General features: G+C 66.5%; 17 protein-coding genes. 8 read left to right on the forward strand and 9 right to left on the reverse strand.

Features of this window, described 5'->3' with window-relative positions; all coding sequences use genetic code 11:
- From AC5RV1_RS20215 to AC5RV1_RS20225, 3 genes are all read right to left on the reverse strand, one after another.
- On the reverse strand, positions 1-1,824 hold a 1,824-nt coding region (locus AC5RV1_RS20215), incomplete at its 3' end, for a helicase-related protein (RefSeq protein WP_493995787.1).
- Positions 1,825-1,849: 25 nt separating this feature from the next.
- Entirely contained in the window at positions 1,850-2,446 is a 597-nt protein-coding gene (locus AC5RV1_RS20220; RefSeq protein ID WP_493995788.1) for a hypothetical protein, read from the reverse strand.
- Entirely contained in the window at positions 2,436-2,747 is a 312-nt protein-coding gene (locus tag AC5RV1_RS20225; protein ID WP_493995789.1) for a hypothetical protein, read from the reverse strand. Before AC5RV1_RS20225 ends, AC5RV1_RS20220 begins: the two co-directional genes overlap by 11 nt.
- A gap of 300 nt (positions 2,748-3,047) precedes the next feature.
- Between AC5RV1_RS20225 and AC5RV1_RS20230 the strand changes: the two genes are divergently transcribed.
- On the forward strand, positions 3,048-3,461 hold the full coding sequence (locus tag AC5RV1_RS20230) for a CBS domain-containing protein (RefSeq protein WP_493995790.1): 414 nt from the start codon (positions 3,048-3,050) through the stop codon (positions 3,459-3,461).
- A 54-nt stretch (positions 3,462-3,515) separates the two neighbouring features.
- Here the strand turns inward: AC5RV1_RS20230 and AC5RV1_RS20235 are convergent, their stop codons facing one another.
- Positions 3,516-4,031: a flavin reductase family protein gene (locus AC5RV1_RS20235; protein ID WP_493948229.1), complete on the reverse strand. Its 516-nt coding sequence runs from the start codon at positions 4,029-4,031 to the stop codon at positions 3,516-3,518.
- Positions 4,032-4,315: 284 nt separating this feature from the next.
- On the opposite strand from AC5RV1_RS20235, the gene AC5RV1_RS20240 reads away from it, so the two are divergent.
- The 5 genes from AC5RV1_RS20240 (at position 4,316) to AC5RV1_RS20260 (ending at position 9,171) form a co-directional block, all read left to right on the forward strand.
- Positions 4,316-5,143, forward strand: coding sequence for a DUF4397 domain-containing protein (locus tag AC5RV1_RS20240; protein ID WP_493995791.1), 828 nt, complete (start codon positions 4,316-4,318; stop codon positions 5,141-5,143).
- A 180-nt stretch (positions 5,144-5,323) separates the two neighbouring features.
- The gene (locus AC5RV1_RS20245; RefSeq protein WP_493995792.1) at positions 5,324-6,055 is read left to right on the forward strand and encodes a class F sortase; all 732 of its coding nucleotides are present in this window, start codon (positions 5,324-5,326) and stop codon (positions 6,053-6,055) included.
- Positions 6,052-6,735, forward strand: a complete 684-nt coding sequence (locus AC5RV1_RS20250; protein WP_493995793.1) for an RNA polymerase sigma factor — start codon at positions 6,052-6,054, stop codon at positions 6,733-6,735. Before AC5RV1_RS20245 ends, AC5RV1_RS20250 begins: the two co-directional genes overlap by 4 nt.
- A complete protein-coding gene (locus tag AC5RV1_RS20255; protein ID WP_493995794.1) occupies positions 6,722-7,450 on the forward strand; it encodes an anti-sigma factor domain-containing protein in 729 nt (242 codons plus the stop codon). The genes AC5RV1_RS20250 and AC5RV1_RS20255 overlap by 14 nt, the downstream gene beginning before the upstream one ends.
- Before the next feature lie 38 nt (positions 7,451-7,488).
- The gene (locus AC5RV1_RS20260; RefSeq protein ID WP_493995795.1) at positions 7,489-9,171 is read left to right on the forward strand and encodes an alkaline phosphatase D family protein; all 1,683 of its coding nucleotides are present in this window, start codon (positions 7,489-7,491) and stop codon (positions 9,169-9,171) included.
- A gap of 19 nt (positions 9,172-9,190) precedes the next feature.
- Here AC5RV1_RS20260 and AC5RV1_RS20265 read toward each other — a convergent pair whose 3' ends face one another.
- From AC5RV1_RS20265 to AC5RV1_RS20275, 3 genes are all read right to left on the reverse strand, one after another.
- Positions 9,191-11,371 carry an elongation factor G-like protein EF-G2 gene (locus AC5RV1_RS20265; protein WP_493948223.1) on the reverse strand — a complete coding sequence of 727 codons (2,181 nt, stop codon included), beginning with the start codon at positions 11,369-11,371 and terminating at the stop codon, positions 9,191-9,193.
- Positions 11,372-11,402: 31 nt separating this feature from the next.
- Positions 11,403-11,828 carry a ChaB family protein gene (locus AC5RV1_RS20270; RefSeq protein ID WP_430226086.1) on the reverse strand — a complete coding sequence of 142 codons (426 nt, stop codon included), beginning with the start codon at positions 11,826-11,828 and terminating at the stop codon, positions 11,403-11,405.
- Between the two features lie 455 nt (positions 11,829-12,283).
- Complete coding sequence (locus tag AC5RV1_RS20275) at positions 12,284-13,228, reverse strand: 5'-3' exonuclease (RefSeq protein WP_493948222.1); 945 nt, start codon at positions 13,226-13,228, stop codon at positions 12,284-12,286.
- Between the two features lie 251 nt (positions 13,229-13,479).
- Between AC5RV1_RS20275 and AC5RV1_RS20280 the strand changes: the two genes are divergently transcribed.
- The gene (locus AC5RV1_RS20280) at positions 13,480-14,763 is read left to right on the forward strand and encodes an MFS transporter (RefSeq protein WP_493948442.1); all 1,284 of its coding nucleotides are present in this window, start codon (positions 13,480-13,482) and stop codon (positions 14,761-14,763) included.
- 25 nt (positions 14,764-14,788) lie between these two features.
- On the opposite strand, the gene AC5RV1_RS20285 is transcribed toward AC5RV1_RS20280, so the two are convergent.
- Positions 14,789-15,088: a helix-turn-helix transcriptional regulator gene (locus tag AC5RV1_RS20285; protein WP_493995796.1), complete on the reverse strand. Its 300-nt coding sequence runs from the start codon at positions 15,086-15,088 to the stop codon at positions 14,789-14,791.
- A gap of 63 nt (positions 15,089-15,151) precedes the next feature.
- Between AC5RV1_RS20285 and map the strand changes: the two genes are divergently transcribed.
- Positions 15,152-15,934 carry a type I methionyl aminopeptidase gene (map, locus tag AC5RV1_RS20290; RefSeq protein ID WP_493948220.1) on the forward strand — a complete coding sequence of 261 codons (783 nt, stop codon included), beginning with the start codon at positions 15,152-15,154 and terminating at the stop codon, positions 15,932-15,934.
- A 35-nt stretch (positions 15,935-15,969) separates the two neighbouring features.
- Here map and AC5RV1_RS20295 read toward each other — a convergent pair.
- Positions 15,970-16,771, reverse strand: an 802-nt coding sequence (locus AC5RV1_RS20295; protein ID WP_493995797.1) for a vWA domain-containing protein, incomplete at its 5' end; no start/stop codon positions are given.

Here is a 16,771-nt window from a genome sequence, read left to right on the forward strand (position 1 = left end):
GTCCCTCCCGCCGGCGCGGGTCACTTCCGCCACCGCCAGCCATTCATGGCCGGACAGCGAGCTCCCGGCAGGCAGCCCGGCGCGGGTACCCGAGGAAAGGAGATAGCGGTTCGGAATGTCACCGTCCACCCTTCGTGCCACGCGGTCAGGGAAGGCAAGTGCGACGACGGCGCCCACCACCGCTGCACCGGCGACCTTCCCGGGCAGGGCGGGCTGTGCCGGCGAAGCAGTCAGCGCACCCTGCTTCGCAAGGGCTGCCAGACGGCGGGCATCCTCCGCCCAGCGCCGTGCTTCCGGTCCTGTTTCGTTCCGCAACTGGGCCTGGAGGCGGGGCAGGTCAGCGCCGGGAGCGCGGTAATCACCCGCGACCAGTGCCACCGCTTCGGCTGCCGGCAAATGACCCGCGGCTGCTGCCCCGTCGAGCAGGGCCCGGGCCAGCCGGGGATCCGCCGGCATGGTGGCCAGGAGCATTCCCATGCCGGTGGCCTGGCCCTCGTCTGTCACTGCGCCAAGTTCCCGCAGGATCTGCATGGCATCGTCCATGGCCTGCTGTGGCGGCTGGTCCGGCAGCGCGAGCCCCTCTCCGCGCGGGGAACCCCAGGCTGCCAGGAGCAGTGCGGCGCCGGTCAGGTCCGCCACCTTGATTTCCGGCGTCACATGGGCCGGGGCGGCGCCAAAAGCCTGCTGGTCATAGCACCGGACCACCCGCCCGGGACCCTGGCGGGCTGCCCGCCCCGCACGCTGATCGGCGGAGGCCCGGGAGCACGAAACCGTCACCAGCCCGCTCATCCCCCTGCCGGCGTCGCGCCTCGGTTCCCGGGTGAGCCCTGAATCGATGACAAGCCGGACACCCGGCACGGTAAGGGAGGATTCAGCAAGATCAGTGGAGACAATGATTTTGGGGCTGCCGCCCGGTGCGCGGCCTGAAACTGCGCGGTCCTGTTCCGCTGCAGCCACCTGGCCATGGAGCTCCAGGACGTCCGCGTCCGGTCCCAGCCTGCGGCGGAGCTCCGCCGCCACCCGGGAGACCTCCCGCGCGCCGGGAACAAAAACAAGGGCATCGGTGGAGCCGTCTCCCTTCAACGCCTGCGTGAGCTCCTCCGCAGCTGTGGCGGCAACATGATCGAGATAGGCATGCGTTACTCCCCTGTCGTCCAGGCGTGGCCCCGAAGCAGGCCGCCACTCTGTTTCCAGGGGGTGGAGCACCGAGGGGCAGTCCACTACGGGAGCGGGTGCCCTGTCGTCACTGTTGCCGAGCAAGGCGGCAAAGCGCGGTGCGTCCAGGGTCGCGGACATGGCGACGACGGTGAGGTCCCCGCGCAGCTCCCGCACCTCGACGAGCATGCCGACGAGCAGGTCCGTCTCAAGTCCGCGTTCGTGGACCTCGTCCAATATCACCGCGGCCACACCATCCAGCCCCGGGTCGGAGAGCAGGCGGCGCAGCAGGATGCCGGGTGTCACGAACTCGATGAGTGTTTCGGATCCGGCCTGCCGTTCCCCCCGCACGGCATAGCCAACCCGGCTGCCCAGCCGGGTGCCGTCCAGGACCGAGAGCCGGCGCGCGGCGGCACGGGCAGCGACCCTGCGGGGCTGGGTGACAACCACGCGCCCGCCGCGCGGCGCCAAAAGATTCGCGAGCAGTGGCGGGACCAGGGTAGTTTTACCGGTTCCCGGCGGCGCCTGCACGACGGCGGAGCGCGGGCCGTTGCCGCCGGTGAGGGCTTCCGTCAGCGCCCGGGCTGAGCTGGCGAAGGCCAGCCCGGCGCCGATGGCGGCAATGTCGAAGGGTTTGCCGGCAGTCTGCTGCCCGGCTGGAGAAGTCATCCGTCCATTGTGCCCGGAAGTTCACTCAGGGTTTCCCTGGCCCCTTGCCCTTTCCTTTGGCTTCCTTTGCGGGCTCCGGCAACTGCGGTTCCTCTTGCACGGGAGCCACCTCAGGGGCAGGTGCCTGAACGATCAGGGGCGGCTGCGGTACAACCTGCGGTACAACCTGCGCGGGCTGCTGCGCGGGTTCCGGAGCCGCGGAGGAGTCTGCGGTCCCCGCCGTTGGGGCTTCAGCAGCGGCAGCCGACACCGCTGCAATCTGGCCGGTAATCTCCGCACGCACAGAGTCCAGGGCCGCCTCGATGCCGCGATACCTCGACACCGAGATCAGGCCTTGGCCGGCGGCGTCGTTCAGGTCTTTCTCCAGCGCCTCCAGCGCGGCAAGGGCACCGTCCATGCGGTTTTCCGATGCAGCCTGGCTAATGGTGAGCACCCTGATTTGCAGCCCCCGGAGTGTACCTTCATCGGAATCCGCCGGCCGCGCGAGCGGTGAGGCCGCATAAAGCGCCGCGGCAAGGCCGGCCACTGCCAGTAGTGCAGAGGCGGCCTGCCAGACGCGGAGGCGCTTCCGGGGTGGCGTGCCTTCTGTGCCTTCACGCAGCGGCCGCGTCTCAGGCGGCATGCCTGCCCCGCAGCGGTGCCATGGCCGCGGGCCTGGTGGGCAGGACGGTAACCGTGGCGAGCTGGGCCGGCTCCGGTGCAGTGCCGGCAGCCGCCTTGCCTGCGGATCGGCCGGCCATCAGGCGGCTGGTTGCCATCCGCAGCAGGATGGCGATTGAGTGACCGAGGCCCAGCCCCAACAGCACGTGGCCGGCCAGGTACTGGCCGCCGTTCCCGGCAGCGCCAAAGGGGGCACTCAGAGCCGCGGCTGCGCCGGCAAGGGTAACCGCCAGCGCCGTGGCGGCAGAAAAAACTGTGCCCATGGCCCTACTCCTAACCTCAGTTAATCAGCAAGCTTACTAGTATTGATCAGCAAGCTTACTACCTGATTGCGGTGACGCAAGAACTCCAGCCCCTGCACGTCACCGGCCGGCGGGGCCTGCCTGGATCAACTGCCTCCCGGGCCGATATAGCTCTGGACACAAATAGTCAGCAGGCTTACCATTTTGCCATTGGCTGGCTCTTCGGAGCTGTGGACCACGACCGACTCCCCGTAGGGCCACCCGATCCCGCCGCAGACACGGCAGGGCATGGCAGGCACGGCATTACGGATGGAGGAGATCATGACGACGGCACGGGAAATCATGACCGGGGGCGCAGAATGCGTGGGCGAGAAAGAGACGCTCGAGGCGGCAGCCCGGAAAATGAAGGAACTCGGTGTGGGATCACTCCCAATCTGCGGCGAGGACAACAGGCTCAAGGGCATGCTGACGGACCGGGACATCGTCATCAAATGCCTGGCAGCGGGCGGGGATCCACGCACGGCAACAGCCGGAGAATTTGGTGAAGGAAAACCCGTCACCATCGGCGCTGACGATTCGATCGAAGAAGCGATCCGAACAATGCAGGACCATCAGGTGCGCAGGTTGCCCGTGATCGATGGCCACGATCTGGTGGGGGTTCTAAGCCAGGCCGACATCGCCCGCAACTACCCCGAGGACCGGGTGGGCGAACTGGTCGCGTTCATCTCATATTGATTGGCAGCCGCCGGAACGCGGCATGGCGCTGCAGCGCCGCCGTAGACCCTATGCCTAGCTGGCCGCCTCAAGCAGGCGGCCAGCGGGGGCAATCCCGGCGTACCGGCCCTTGAAGAACAACAGTGGCTCGGCGTCCTCCCGGGCGCTCAAGTGCCTCACGGCAGCCACCACAATAGTGTGGTCACCGCCGTCGTACTCCGCATGGAGTTCGCAGTCGATCCAGGCAAGGGCATCGTCGAGGACGGGGTTGCCCAACGGCGAGGCTGAATAGCCCACACCGGCAAACTTGTCAGCTCCCGACCTGGCAAACTGCCCCGCGAGATGCTGCTGCGTTGCGGGGAGGATGTTGATGGCAAACGATGCTGCCTGGCGCAGTACCGGCCAGGTACTGGACGTCCTCGCCGGGCTAAAGGTCACAAGCGCAGGTTCGAGGGACAACGATGCGAACGACTGGCAGGTAAATCCAGCCGGGCCACCTTCCGTTGCGCTGGTGATCACGGTCAAACCGGTGGCGAAGGTCCCAAAAATGTCGCGAAGCCGGCGGGGAGCAAGATCTGCTGTGACTGTCATGGCGTGGCCCTCTCGTTGGATCGTTACCTCACCAAACCATCAGCCGCTCACAGGATTCAACCGCTCTGCAACGTGCGGACGCGCACCGACACGGAGGGTCATACCGGTACATCGTCCGTAATGGAGCCGGGCAGCCCGGCGTCAAATACCACCTCCGCCTTCCAGTGGGCAGCCGGGAATTTTTTTAAAGTTTTTTCATGCATCTGCATCCGGATGGGCACTGGTGCCGGTAGTAGGGGTGTAAGCAAAAACCGCCCGCCCAGCGGGCCGAAGAAGGAGAAATCATGCGCACCAGCATTTTTGCATCAGGAGCAGTGGCAGTCGCGGCAGCACTGGCTTTCGCCGGCCCGGCCCAGGCGGCTGAAGGCGACGCCCAGCTGTCCGTTCTGCACGGAGTGCCCGGCCTGACGGTCGACGTCTGGGTCAATGGCGAGCGGACCCTGGACGACTTTACTCCCGGCACCCTTGCCGGCCCGCTGGCTCTCCCGGCAGGAAACTACGCCCTCGCCATCACTGCCGCGGATGCAGCAGACGCATCAGCCGCCGTGATCGGCCCGGTCAACGTGACCCTCGCCGCCAACGGCAACTACACAGCCGTGGCCAACCTGGATGCCGCCGGCAAGCCCACGGCGAACTTCTTTACCAACGACGTCTCGCCGATTGAACCCGGCAAGGGCAAACTGACAGTCAGGCACACCGCTGCCGCTCCCGCCGTCGACGTCCTGGCCGCCGGTTCCGCCGTCATTTCCAATCTGGCCAACCCGAACGAACAGACACTGACGCTGGATCCGGGCACCATCCCGGCAGCTGTGGCAGCGGCGGGCACCACCCAGCCCGTCATTGGCCCCGCTGAGGTGACGGTCGCCGAAGGTACGCACACCATCGTGTACGCCTGGGGCAGCCTGACCGACCAGACCCTGCAGCTCGCAGTGCAGACCATTGAGGGCCTGCATTCAGCACCGGGGGCAGTCCCGGGTGGACGCTCGGGTGCTGCTGACGCGGGCGCCGCAGGACAGGCCATGGCAGTCGCCGGATTTGGGGCTGCAGGGATCGCACTCCTGCTGGGCGCAGTCGCCGTTTCCCGCTCGGCTGCCCTGCGCAGGGTGAACTAGGGTCGCTGCAAGGCGAGGCACGGTAACCTGCCCGGCGCCCTGACATCCAAGGCCCGGCCGGCCGGCATCTTTCGCCGGCCGGCCGGGCCCGTCCCTTCCGCTCCCCCAGACAGGAGGCGGAGCTTCAAGCACTTGGGCAACGTTAACACTTGGGCAACGTTGACAAAGGAGGTTGTACCCATGGAAAGCACGACGACGGAGCGAAGGTTCCGGGGCCACCCGGACGTTGCGCAGGCGGCCACCGGGCGCAGCACAACGAAGGCACGCACCATGACCGCCGCCATCGTCCTTTCCGTAATGGCGCTGCTGTCCGGATGCGGCACACCGGCACCACCGGAAGCTGCCTCGCCCGCCCCCACCACAGCAGCCACCACCGCCCCCGCATCGTCGCCTGCACCTGCAAGCACACCCACTGCGCTGCCCAATGTTCCAATCCGCCAGGCCACCCCGATGCCGGCTGCACCCAAGGACCCGACACCACGCTCACTGACCGTCGAGGGCACCACCATCAACATGGGCATCGTGGAAGTGAGCGTCTCTCCGGATGGGGCTATGGAGATTCCGGAAGCCTTCGACCAGGCCGGCTGGTACCGGCACGGCCCGGCCCCCGGAGCAGCGGCCGGGGCAGCCGTTGTGGCGGGCCACGTAGACACCACCTCGGACCTCGCTCCCCTCTCCCAACTGAACGGCCTTACACCCGGCACCCGCGTCACCATCGAGCGAAACGGCGCACCGGCCCTGAACTACCGCGTGCGCTCCGTTGAGCTGATGGCCAAGGACAAGTTCGACGGCGGTTCCCTCTTCCGCCGTGACGGGCCACACCTGCTCAAGATTGTCACCTGCGGAGGCCGCTGGCTGGACGAGAAACAGGACTACAGTGACAATGTCATTGTCACTGCGGAACTGGAATGAGCCGCTCCGCAGCCCTGACGCTCAACGCCGAGGTGGGGAAGGAGGCCGATGTGGCACCTTCTGGCCAGACCCCTTCCGGCGACGAGCAGCATGGAGGCAGCGCTGCTTCCCCGCCCTCCGGCTTCGGGAGATGGGACCGGCAGTTCGATTATTCCTTCGCCGCCGGCGACGAAACTGCCCTGGCCGAGGCCTACCGCCAGTTCTCTCCCCTGGTGTATACGTTGGCGCTCCGGGCGCTGCGTAACCGCAGCGCGGCCGACGACGTCACACAGGAAGTCTTCATCCGCGTCTGGAAGTCACGGTCCACCTTCGACCCCTACAAGGCGGAACTGCCGGCGTGGATTGTCGGGATCACGCGCAATGCGGTCACCGATGCCCTGAGCGCGTCTGCCCGTGAAAACCGCAAAGTGCTGGCGGCTGCTGGTCTTCAGCCCGGGGCGGAGGACGCCGCCGCCTCATCTTCCGCTGAAATCCTCGCCGACAGGCTGCTGCTGGACGGGGAGCTTGACCGCCTCGGCGAACCCCAGGGCTCGATTATGCGCCTGGCGTTTTATGACGACCTGACCCACGACCAGATTTCACGGCAACTGAACCTTCCCCTTGGTACGGTCAAGAGTCATATCCGCCGCAGCCTTAGCCACCTGAGACACCGATTGGAGGTGGATCATGCAGCACCTTGACCCCGAAGCCCTGAGCCTGTTCGCCCTGAACGAGCCTGTGGACGCGGGCAGCATCAGCCACCTTCGTTCCTGCCCTGAGTGCGCAGCCGAGTACGCCGCGCTCCGCCGGGCCGTCAATGCCGTCCGGACCACGCCCGATGCCAGTTCCCTGGAGAGCCCAGGCCCAAACGTGTGGGAAGGAATCCACCGGAAGCTGGGACTTTCCGACGCCGTTGCGGCGGATCCGCTGGGCCCCGCAAACGCGGAGCCTGCTGAACCCCTGCCTGCAAAAGGAAGCAACAATGTCACGTGGCTTCGCCGGCCCGTGACCTGGCTGGCAGCCGCCGCGGCAGCCGCCGTGATCACCACCGGCGTTGTGGTCGCCGTCAACCAGACGGTCGCACCGGTTCCGCTCGCCTCGGCCCGCCTGGAACCGCTGGAGCAGTTCTCCGCCACCGGATCGGCAACCGTGACCGAGGCCGGCGACGGTTCGCGGACCATTGAGGTGCAGCTGGACAAGTCGGAGGCCCGGGGCTACCAGGAAGTGTGGCTCATTGCCCCCGACCTTTCCCGGCTTGTCAGCCTGGGGATCATGAACTCCTCCTCCGGTCGCTTTGACGTTCCGGAGGGCCTCGACCTCTCCAGCTACCCCATCGTTGACATCTCTGACGAACCGCTCGACGGAAATCCGGCCCATTCCAGTGTCAGCATCGTCCGGGGCACCCTCAGCTCCTGACCATGGCGCCGTCGGGCCGGAGCGGGTACAACTTAGTCATGACATCGCCTCTGGTGCTCGGCCCCATGATTCGGTACGTGGATGAAACCTCAGCGAGCATCTGGGTGGAGACGCGCGGCTCCGCAGAAGTCACGGTCCACGCCGCCGGAAAAACCTGGACCGCCCGGACCTTCACTGTCCACGGCCACCACTACGCCCTGGTGGAGGTGACAGCGCTGGAACCGGGAACCGTCGCTCCCTACTCTCTTGAGATCAACGGGACCGAGGTGTGGCCCAAGCCGGAATCCCACCTGCCGCCGTCGAGAATCGCAACCCTGGCTCCCGGCAGGCCCCTACGTATGGCTTTCGGCTCCTGCCGCACCAGCGTTCCGCACGATGCGTCAGGCAACCGCAGCCACGGCGTGGACTCCCTGCGCGCCTATGCGCTGCGGATGGCATCCGACGACGGCACGGCCTGGCCCGATCTGGTGGCCTTCCTCGGAGACCAGGTTTACGCGGACTCAACCAGCAAACAGATGCAGGAGTTCATCCGCTCCCGGCGGGACATCGACGAGCCGCCAGGGGAGGAACTTAAGGACTACGAAGAGTACGCCCACCTTTACAATCTCGCATGGTCCGATCCCACGAACCGTTGGCTGTTGTCCACCCTGCCCAGCACCATGATCTTCGATGACCACGACATCCGGGATGACTGGAACTCCTCCCAAACGTGGAAGCAGGAGATGGCGTCAACCCCTTGGTGGCAGGAGCGGGTAATTTCGGGGCTGGCTTCGTACTGGGTGTACCAGCATCTGGGCAACCTTTCCCCGCAGGAACGCGCGCGGGACGCCATGTGGCAGCGGATCGTCCAGCATACCGGGAACGGCGAACTGGACATCAGTGCTGAACTGGACCAACTTATGGAACACGCCGATGCCAACCCGGAGTCCTACCGGTGGAGCCTCTGCCGGGACTTTGGTGACACCAGGCTGATTGTGCTGGACTCACGCGCGGCCCGTAATCTCTCTCCCGACCGGCGGGCGCTGCTGGACGACTCGGAAATGGCCTGGCTTGATCACTGCATGCGAGGCGGTTTTCGCCACCTGCTCATAGCCACGTCGCTCCCGTTCCTCCTGCCAATGGGATTGCATTATCTGGAGTCCTGGAACGAAGCCATTGCCGAGGGCGCATGGGGAAGCCTGCCCGCCAAGGCAGCAGAGAAATTGCGCCGGGCTTTGGACCTGGAACACTGGGCAGCATTCCAGAAGAGCTTTCAGCGCGTGGCCGCCATGGCCGCCGAAGTGGCCGACGGCCAACGCGGGAGCGCTCCGGAAACGGTGATGTTCCTGTCCGGGGACGTCCATTTTTCCTACGTCTCGGAAGTGCAGCGGGCAGCGGGAAGCCGGATTGTCCAAACTGTTTGCTCTCCTATCCGTAACCCGCTGCCGCGGCTGATGCGATACGTCACGGGCCTTTCGTCCTACGGGCTCTCGGCATCCCTGGGTGCTTTGGCTGCGCGCTCCGCAAAGGTTCCGGACCCGCCCTTCCGGTGGACAGGCATCAAAGGGCCATGGTTCGACAACAATTTGGCATGCCTGGAGGTCGTCCCCGAAGGAGTGAAGTTGTGGTGGCAGAAAGGCGTGGTAGAGGGCGGCGACCAATTGCACCCCCGGCTTGAACAGGTGGCATCCCTGACTGTCACGCCCCGGCCGGCTGAGCAGCACGCCCCGCAGGCGCCCTAACCCCGCTGAAGCCCCAGCGTCACCTGCCGGCCCCGGCAGCCGCCACGTTGCCGGGTACGGGATCATGCCGGAGGTACTGGCGGCTGAAGGTGCCGGTGCCGGCGGTCAGGGAACGCAGCTCCACCGCATATTTGAGGAGTTCCTGGTCCGGCACCTCCGCCGTAATCTCCGTCCTGTCCCCGCCGGAGGACGTGGTGCCCGTCAGCCGGCCGCGGCGGGCTGAGAGGTCGCTCATTACCGTTCCCACGTGCTCGTCCGGGACGCTGATCACCACTGACGAGACAGGCTCCAGCAGCTGGATTTTGCCCGCTGCCGCCGCCTCCCGCAAGGCAAGGGCACCGGCTGCCTGGAAGGCTGCGTCCGAGGAATCGACGCTGTGCGCCTTGCCGCCCACGACGGTGACCCGAACATCCACCACGGGAAAACCGGAAGCAACGCCTTTCTGCATCTGGGCACGCACGCCCTTCTCAACGGAGGAGATGAAGGTTCCGGGGATGACGCCGCCCACCGTTTTGTCGAGAAATTCAAATCCCGCGCCCCGGGGCATGGGCTCAACCTCGATGTCGCAGACGGCATACTGGCCGTGCCCGCCGGACTGTTTGACGTGGCGGCCGTGCCCTGCGGCACGGCTGGAGAAGGTTTCCCGCAGGGGTGTCACGACGTCCACGGTGTGCAGCTTCACCCCCTGGTCCCGCAGCCTGTCCAGCACCACTTCGGCGTGGGCCTCCCCCATGCACCAGAGGATCAGCTGGTGGGTTTCGGCATTGCGTTCCACGCGAAGGGTGGGGTCGCCGGCTGCCACCTTTCCCAAGCTGCGCGCCAGGGCATCCTCGTCGCCATGGGAATCGGCCTCAATGGCGACCGGCATGAGCGGCTCGGGCATCTCCCAGGTGGCCAGCAGCAGCGGCCGGTCCTTGGCCGAGATGGTATCCCCGGTCTCGGCGCTGCCCAGTTTCGCTACCGCGGCAATGTCGCCGGCGATACAAAAGGGCACGGGCCGGAGGTTGGCTCCGAGGGGCGAGTAAAGGTGGGTGAGTCGCTCGTCGGTATCGTGGTCCTGGTGTCCACGGTCCGCGAGCCCATGTCCGCTGACGTGGACCGGGGTATCACCGCGCAGGGTTCCGGAGAAGACCCGGACCAGGCAGACGCGGCCCAGGAAGGCATCCACCGTGGTGCGCACCACTTCGGCCGCCAGCGGCCCCTCGGGGTTGCAGGCAAGGCTCCGGACCGGCGTTCCAGTAAGGTCTGTTGCCCGCGGCAGGCTGCGCTCCGGCGGGGACGGAAACGCCTTGGTGAGGAGCTCCAGCAGTTCCGCCGTGCCCAGCCCGGTGAGCGCCGAAGCGGGCACCGCAGGGAAAAACGTTCCGCGGGCGACCGCGGTTTCCAGGTCTGCGATGAGCACGTCGGCGTTGATGTCCTCGCCGCCAAGGTAGCGCTCCATCAGCGTTTCATCTTCGCTTTCGGCGATGATCCCCTCGATGAGCTCGGCCCGCGCAGCATCGGCTGCTTCGATTTCCCGGGGCTCACCATCACGCGCCGTGCCACCGGACGTCCCCGGCGAATATTCGAAGACCGTGCCGGACAGCAGGCCGAGGAGCCCGGTGGCCTCCCCGTCGGTGCGGACAGGCACATACAGCGGAAGCACCGTGTCGCCGAACGCCGCGCGGCAGGCGGCGAGGACGCCGTCGTAATCAGCCCGGGGATGGTCGAGCCGCGTGATGACCACGGCACGCGGCATCCCCAGGTACTGGCACTCCTGCCAGATTGCTGTGGTGCCTGCGTCCACCCCGTCAACAGCGGAGACGGCGAAAAGGACGGCGTCCGCGGCGCGAAGGCCGGCGCGGAGTTCGCCGATGAAGTCCGGATAGCCGGGGGTGTCGAGGAGGTTGATCTTCATTCCGGCCACGGGCAGCGGGACCACTGACAGGGCCACCGAGCGTTGTTGGTGGATGGCGGCGGGATCGGAGTCGCTCACGGTGGTCCCGTCAACCACCGAGCCCTTCCTGGTGATCATGCCGTTGGCCTCAAGCAGTGCCTCGACAAGGGTGGTTTTGCCGGCACCTGACCGGCCAACAAGTGCCACGTTTCGAACCATGGCGGGGTCCCGGGGGCTGATGCCGGCAGTGCCGTTGCCCTGGCGCCCTTCCGGCCCGCCCCGCCCTGCAGGACCTGCTGCGTCCCTGGTGCCTTTGACCGACATCCGAACCTCCTGGCGTCTTTGCCTGGTTGTTTTACTTTTCGCGTGCCTTGCGGGTGGCGGCTTCGTTAGCCTTCTGCAGCGCCTTGACGAGTTCGTCCTTGTCCATTGTCGAGCGGCCGGGGATATCCAGTTCGCGGGCGCGCTCCAGCAGGTGTTTCTTGGAGGCGTTGGCGTCCACGCCGCCGGCGGTGGGTTCGGCTGCCCCGGCTCCCTTTTCGGCCCGTTTGTCTGAAGGCCCGCGTTTCTCCTTCGGCTCCCAGTGGTCCCCCACTTTTTCGTAACTGTGCTTCAGTGAGGCGTAGGCGGCCCGGGCGGCGCGGCTTTCGTCGTTGTCATACGACTCCATGGCGGAATCGTAGGTTTTGGCAAACGTGTCCTGCGCTTTCTGGTCGGAGCGCTGAAGGGTCGAAGGAAGCTCGTCCTTGCGGGCGTGGTCGTTCTTTCCCGTCTTCGGCATTGCACTCACCGCGCTTTCGTCAGCAGGCTGAACGTCCGGACACACCCAGCTTAGCCATGCCCTGGTTTGCTTGTCTGCTGCCCGTGCCGGCCGGGAACCTACGTCTGGAAGACAGCACTATCGCTGCTCCGGCCAATAGTCTGGGTCGTAGCCGTAGAGGCGTGGGCGGCGGGGTTCCACATCGGGGGCAGCAGCCGGGTCATCCGCCTGTTGCTGGGCATCCTCTGCATCGCCTGCGTCGTCGGGACCGCTTTTCTCCCGGTCCCTTTTGGCTCTGCCGCGCTTATCCGGGCCATCGGCCATCAGCAACTCCAATCCCCCAATTGAGAGGTCCGGCTGCTTGAACCACTGCAGCCACCATATCGGCAGGGAGGGCAGCCCACCATGTCACTTTTGCTCAAGAAATAGGCAGTTTCGCCGCTGCTTCCGGGCCAGGGGGCCGTACCCGGAAGCACTCAGCCTGCCCGGGGACGGTCCAGCGCGTCGAGGAGCCGCCTGACCGACCCGCCCAGGTTCCATTCGGTGGCAACGCTTTCGAGTTCGGCGCGCGCCCCGCCGGTGACGGGGCGCAGCCGGGCGCCGGCTTCCTCGAGGGAGGGCAGGTCGAGGTCCCGCACAAGCCGTACGACGGCGGGAGCGGCCACCAGGTAATCGGCGGCGGCTTCCAGCTTCGCCCGGACAGGTGACGACAGGCCACTGTTTGGGTCCGCCGCTGCCTCGAGGAGGCTCTCCAGAGTGCCGTACTTCAGGAGCAGGGACGCTGCTGTCTTTTCCCCGATCCCGGCAACACCCGGTAGCCCGTCCGACGCGTCACCGCGAAGGGTGGCGTAATCCGCGTACTGCTGGGGCAGCACCCGGTACTTGCCCACCACCGCCGCTTCGGTCATGACATCGAGGTTTTTCATGCCTCGCGCGGTGTAGATCACCCTGACCTGGCGGGCGTCATCGCAGACCTGGAAGAGATCGCGGTCCCCGGTGACGACGTCGACAGGGAGGTCGGCGTGGCTGGCGTAGGTGCCCACAACGTCGTCGGCCTCGTGGTCAGCGGCACCGACAATGGCGATTCCGGCCAGGCCAAGCGCCCGGCGGATCATGGGAAGCTGCGCCTCGAGGGCGTCCGGCACGACCTCCACATCAGGGGCATCCGTCATCGCCTCCGCGACGCGGTGCGACTTGTAAGTGGGAAGGAGGTCCACACGCCACTGCGGCCGCCAGTCGTCATCCCAGCACGCGATGAGGTGGGTGGCCCCGTAGTCCGTGGTCAGCCTGGCGATCATGTCCAAGAGTCCCCTGACGGCATTGACCGGCGTGCCGTCCGCGCGGCGGATGGAATCGGGCAGGCCGTAAAAGGCGCGGAAGTACAGCGAGGCAGTGTCCAGCAGCATAAGGCGGTCAGGCATACCTTGATCCTGACACGGAACGGGCTCCTCGGGGGAGTTGTACATCTTGCCGCCGAGCCCGATATTCGCCAGCAGGCTGTGCGGAATGCTGAGACGACGGTCGGCAGCAAAGCGGGTCGATTCTCTGAGCTGTTCCAGGCCCCTCCGTCCACTGCCGTGGATCGGTTTGTTCGGGGCTCTGGCACCGGGAGCCTGAACGGGGTGAGAATGGCCTCGTGTTCCTTGGACGGAGGGGCCGGGCCAGCGAACCGATGAATGCCGCAGCCCGAAGGATCCAGCGCATCTACCTGACGTTGACGCTGGGCAATACGCTTGCGGCTTCGTTCATTTGGGGCGTCAACACGCTGTTCCTGCTGGACGCGGGCCTCAGCAATTTCGAGGCCTTCGCCGCCAACGCGTTCTTCACGGTCGGAATGGTAATTTTCGAGGTTCCCACCGGCGTGGTCGCCGACAGCTGGGGCCGCCGGGCGTCATTCCTGCTCGGCACCGTGACCCTGGCCGGATCCACGTACCTCTACTACCTGTTGTGGCAGTTCTCCGCCCCGTTCGCCTGGTGGGCAGTCGTGTCCGTGTTGCTTGGCCTGGGCTTCACCTTCTTCTCCGGTGCGGTTGAGGCCTGGCTTGTTGATGCGCTGCGCTACTCCGGCTATGAAGGCGGGCTGGAGGCCGTGTTTGGGCGGGGGCAGATGGTCTCGGGCGTGGCGATGCTCGCCGGCTCGGTGGCCGGTGGCGTGATCGCCCAGGCTACGGACCTCGGTGTGCCCTTCCTGGTGCGGGTGGGCGTGCTGCTTGCTATGTTCGCGGTCGCCTTTGGACTGATGCACGACGTCGGGTTCACCCCGGAGCGTTCGACGCACCCGTTGCGCGCAACGCGGGCAGTGCTGTCCGCCTCGATCGAAAACGGCCTGAAAATCCCGCCCGTACGGTATGTGATGCTGGCCGCCCCCTTCAGTGCCGGCGTCGGAATCTATGTCTTTTATGCCCTGCAGCCGTACCTGCTGGAGCTTTTTGGCGACCCCCGCGCCTATTCTGTTGCCGGGCTGGCAGCGGCCATTGTGGCGGGCGCAGAGGTGGTGGGCGGTTGGCTCGCGCCCTATGTCCGGCGCCTGTTCCGCAAACGCACCTCCGTGTTGATCCTGAGCGGCAGCATCAGTGCTGTGATTCTCCTGGTGCTCGGGTTTGCCCGCGTTTTCTGGGTTGCCCTGGTTCTGTTGACGCTGTGGGCAGTGATCGATTCCGCCGCCATGCCGGTACGGCAGGCGTATGTGAACGACATGATTCCGTCCAAGCAGCGGGCCACCGTGCTGAGCTTTGATTCGCTGATGGGATCCAGCGGCGGCGTTGTGGTGCAGCCGGTGCTCGGCAGGAGCGCCGACCTGTACGGCTATCCCATGTCGTTGGCCCTGGCGGGGATCTTCCAAAGCCTTGCGGTTCCGTTCCTGGTTGCCAGCCGGCGGCAGGGCGCGGCAGCGGACGAAGCCAATGCATCAACGGAGCAGCCGGATAAGGGACCGGCCGAGGAGACGCGCCCCTGAGAGTCCGCGGATCATTGTGCTCCTATTAGGCCAACCGCTCAGCCGCATTGCGACGCGCACTGGCCGGCTCAGCACCGCCCTCCGCCTGGTTGATCTCGGCCCACAGCGCATCGAGGGAGAGGCCGAGGACATCGGCAATCGCCGCAATGGTGGGGAACGAAGGAGTGGCGACGCGGCCCGACTCGATCTTCCGGAGGGTCTCGGGTGAGACCTGGGCATCCAACGCGGTGGCGAGCATCGGGCGCTTTCCCCTGGCGCGCCGGAGGAGGGAGCCGAGGCGCTGCCCGCGCTCCACCTCATCGGGACTGAGCGGCAATCTGACCATGGCTCCAATTGTAATACCGGGATAATATGGCCGGGATAGTTATTGGTTCTGGGAAGGTGCCGCATGATTGAGATCCTGAACTCCGCCGAGCTGGGCCGGGCAAAGGAGGCCGGCGCCCTGGTCGCCCACATACTGCAGACACTGAAGGCCCGCAGCACGGTGGGCACCAGCCTCTTGGACATCGACCAGTGGGCAAAGGCCATGATCGTCGAGGCTGGAGCGCAGTCCTGCTACGTGGACTACGAGCCGTCCTTCGGACGCGGGCCATTCGGCCACTACATCTGCACCGCCGTCAACGACGCCGTGCTCCACGGACTGCCGCACGATTACACGCTGGCCGACGGCGACCTGCTGACGCTCGACCTCGCCGTCTCCAAAGGCGGAGTCGCTGCAGACTCAGCCATCAGCTTCATTGTGGGCGACGCCAAGCCCCTGGAGAGCGTCGCGATGATCGACGCGACCGAACGCGCGCTGCAGGCAGGGATAGCCGCCGCAGGCCCCGGAGCCCGCATCGGTGACATCTCCCACGCCATCGGCTCCGTCCTTCGCGAGGCAGGCTACCCGGTCAACACCCAGTTCGGCGGCCATGGGATCGGATCAACAATGCACCAGGACCCGCACGTGCCAAATACCGGACGGCCCGGCCGTGGATACACGCTGCGGCCCGGGCTGCTGCTGGCATTGGAGCCCTGGGTCATGGCGGACACCGCTGAACTCATCACCGACCCCGACGGCTGGACGCTCCGGAGCGCAACCGGGTGCCGGACGGCCCACAGTGAGCACACGATCGCCATCACCGACGACGGTGCGGAAATCCTCACGCTGCCGGGGCAGGCCCTTTCCTGAAAGCCGAGGCTGAACAACATCCCCAATCAGAATATTCAGGACGCCCAGTCTGAATCGCCGAAGGCACGCCCCCGGAAGTGCGCGCGCAGGTACTCCCCCACGACGGCGGCCCCGAGGCCCCCGACGTCAGGCGCGACAACCCTGCCGCCGACCCGCCGAACCATGCGCTGGACGAAGCGCTCAAGGCTAGGGTCATCGCCGAGCCGGAAAAACGTCGCCTGCGCGCCGGCACGCCCCAGGCGGTCGAGCTCTGCCACCGTGACGCGGATGGTTTCCGGGTCCGAAGGCCAGCAGAACCAGGGCTCGCCCTCCGGCAGCAGATGCGCGGTGGGTTCGCCGTCGGTCACCACAAGGAGGACAGGTTGCATGGACGGGTGCCGGCGGAAGAACCGCCCGGCGAGCAGCAGGCCATGGTGCAGGTTGGTGCCCTGCTCCCGGCGGACCGGCAGTGCCGTCAGCTCGCCGATATCCATCGACTGCGCGTAGCGGCCGAACGTAATCAGCTCCAACCGGTCCCCGCGGAACCGCGTGGAGACGAGGTGGTGCAGGGCCAGGGCGGTCCGCTTCATCGGCACCCACCGCCCTTCGGCGGCCATCGAGAACGACACATCAACGAGCAGGACGACGGCGGCCTGGGTGCGGGCCTCTGTTTCGCTGATTTCGATGTCTGCCGCGGTAAGGTGCAGCCCCCGGGCGGGGTTCCCGCCGTCGGCCGCGGTACGGCTGATCGCGTTGGTCAGGGTGCGCGTGACGTCCCAGGGCTCCGCGTCCCCGAACTCCCACTGGCGGCTGGAACCGGTCTGCTCCCCGGCGGCGCCGGCCACCCGCGTGTCCCGC

This window comes from Arthrobacter sp. Hb9-2 (assembly GCF_059091165.1).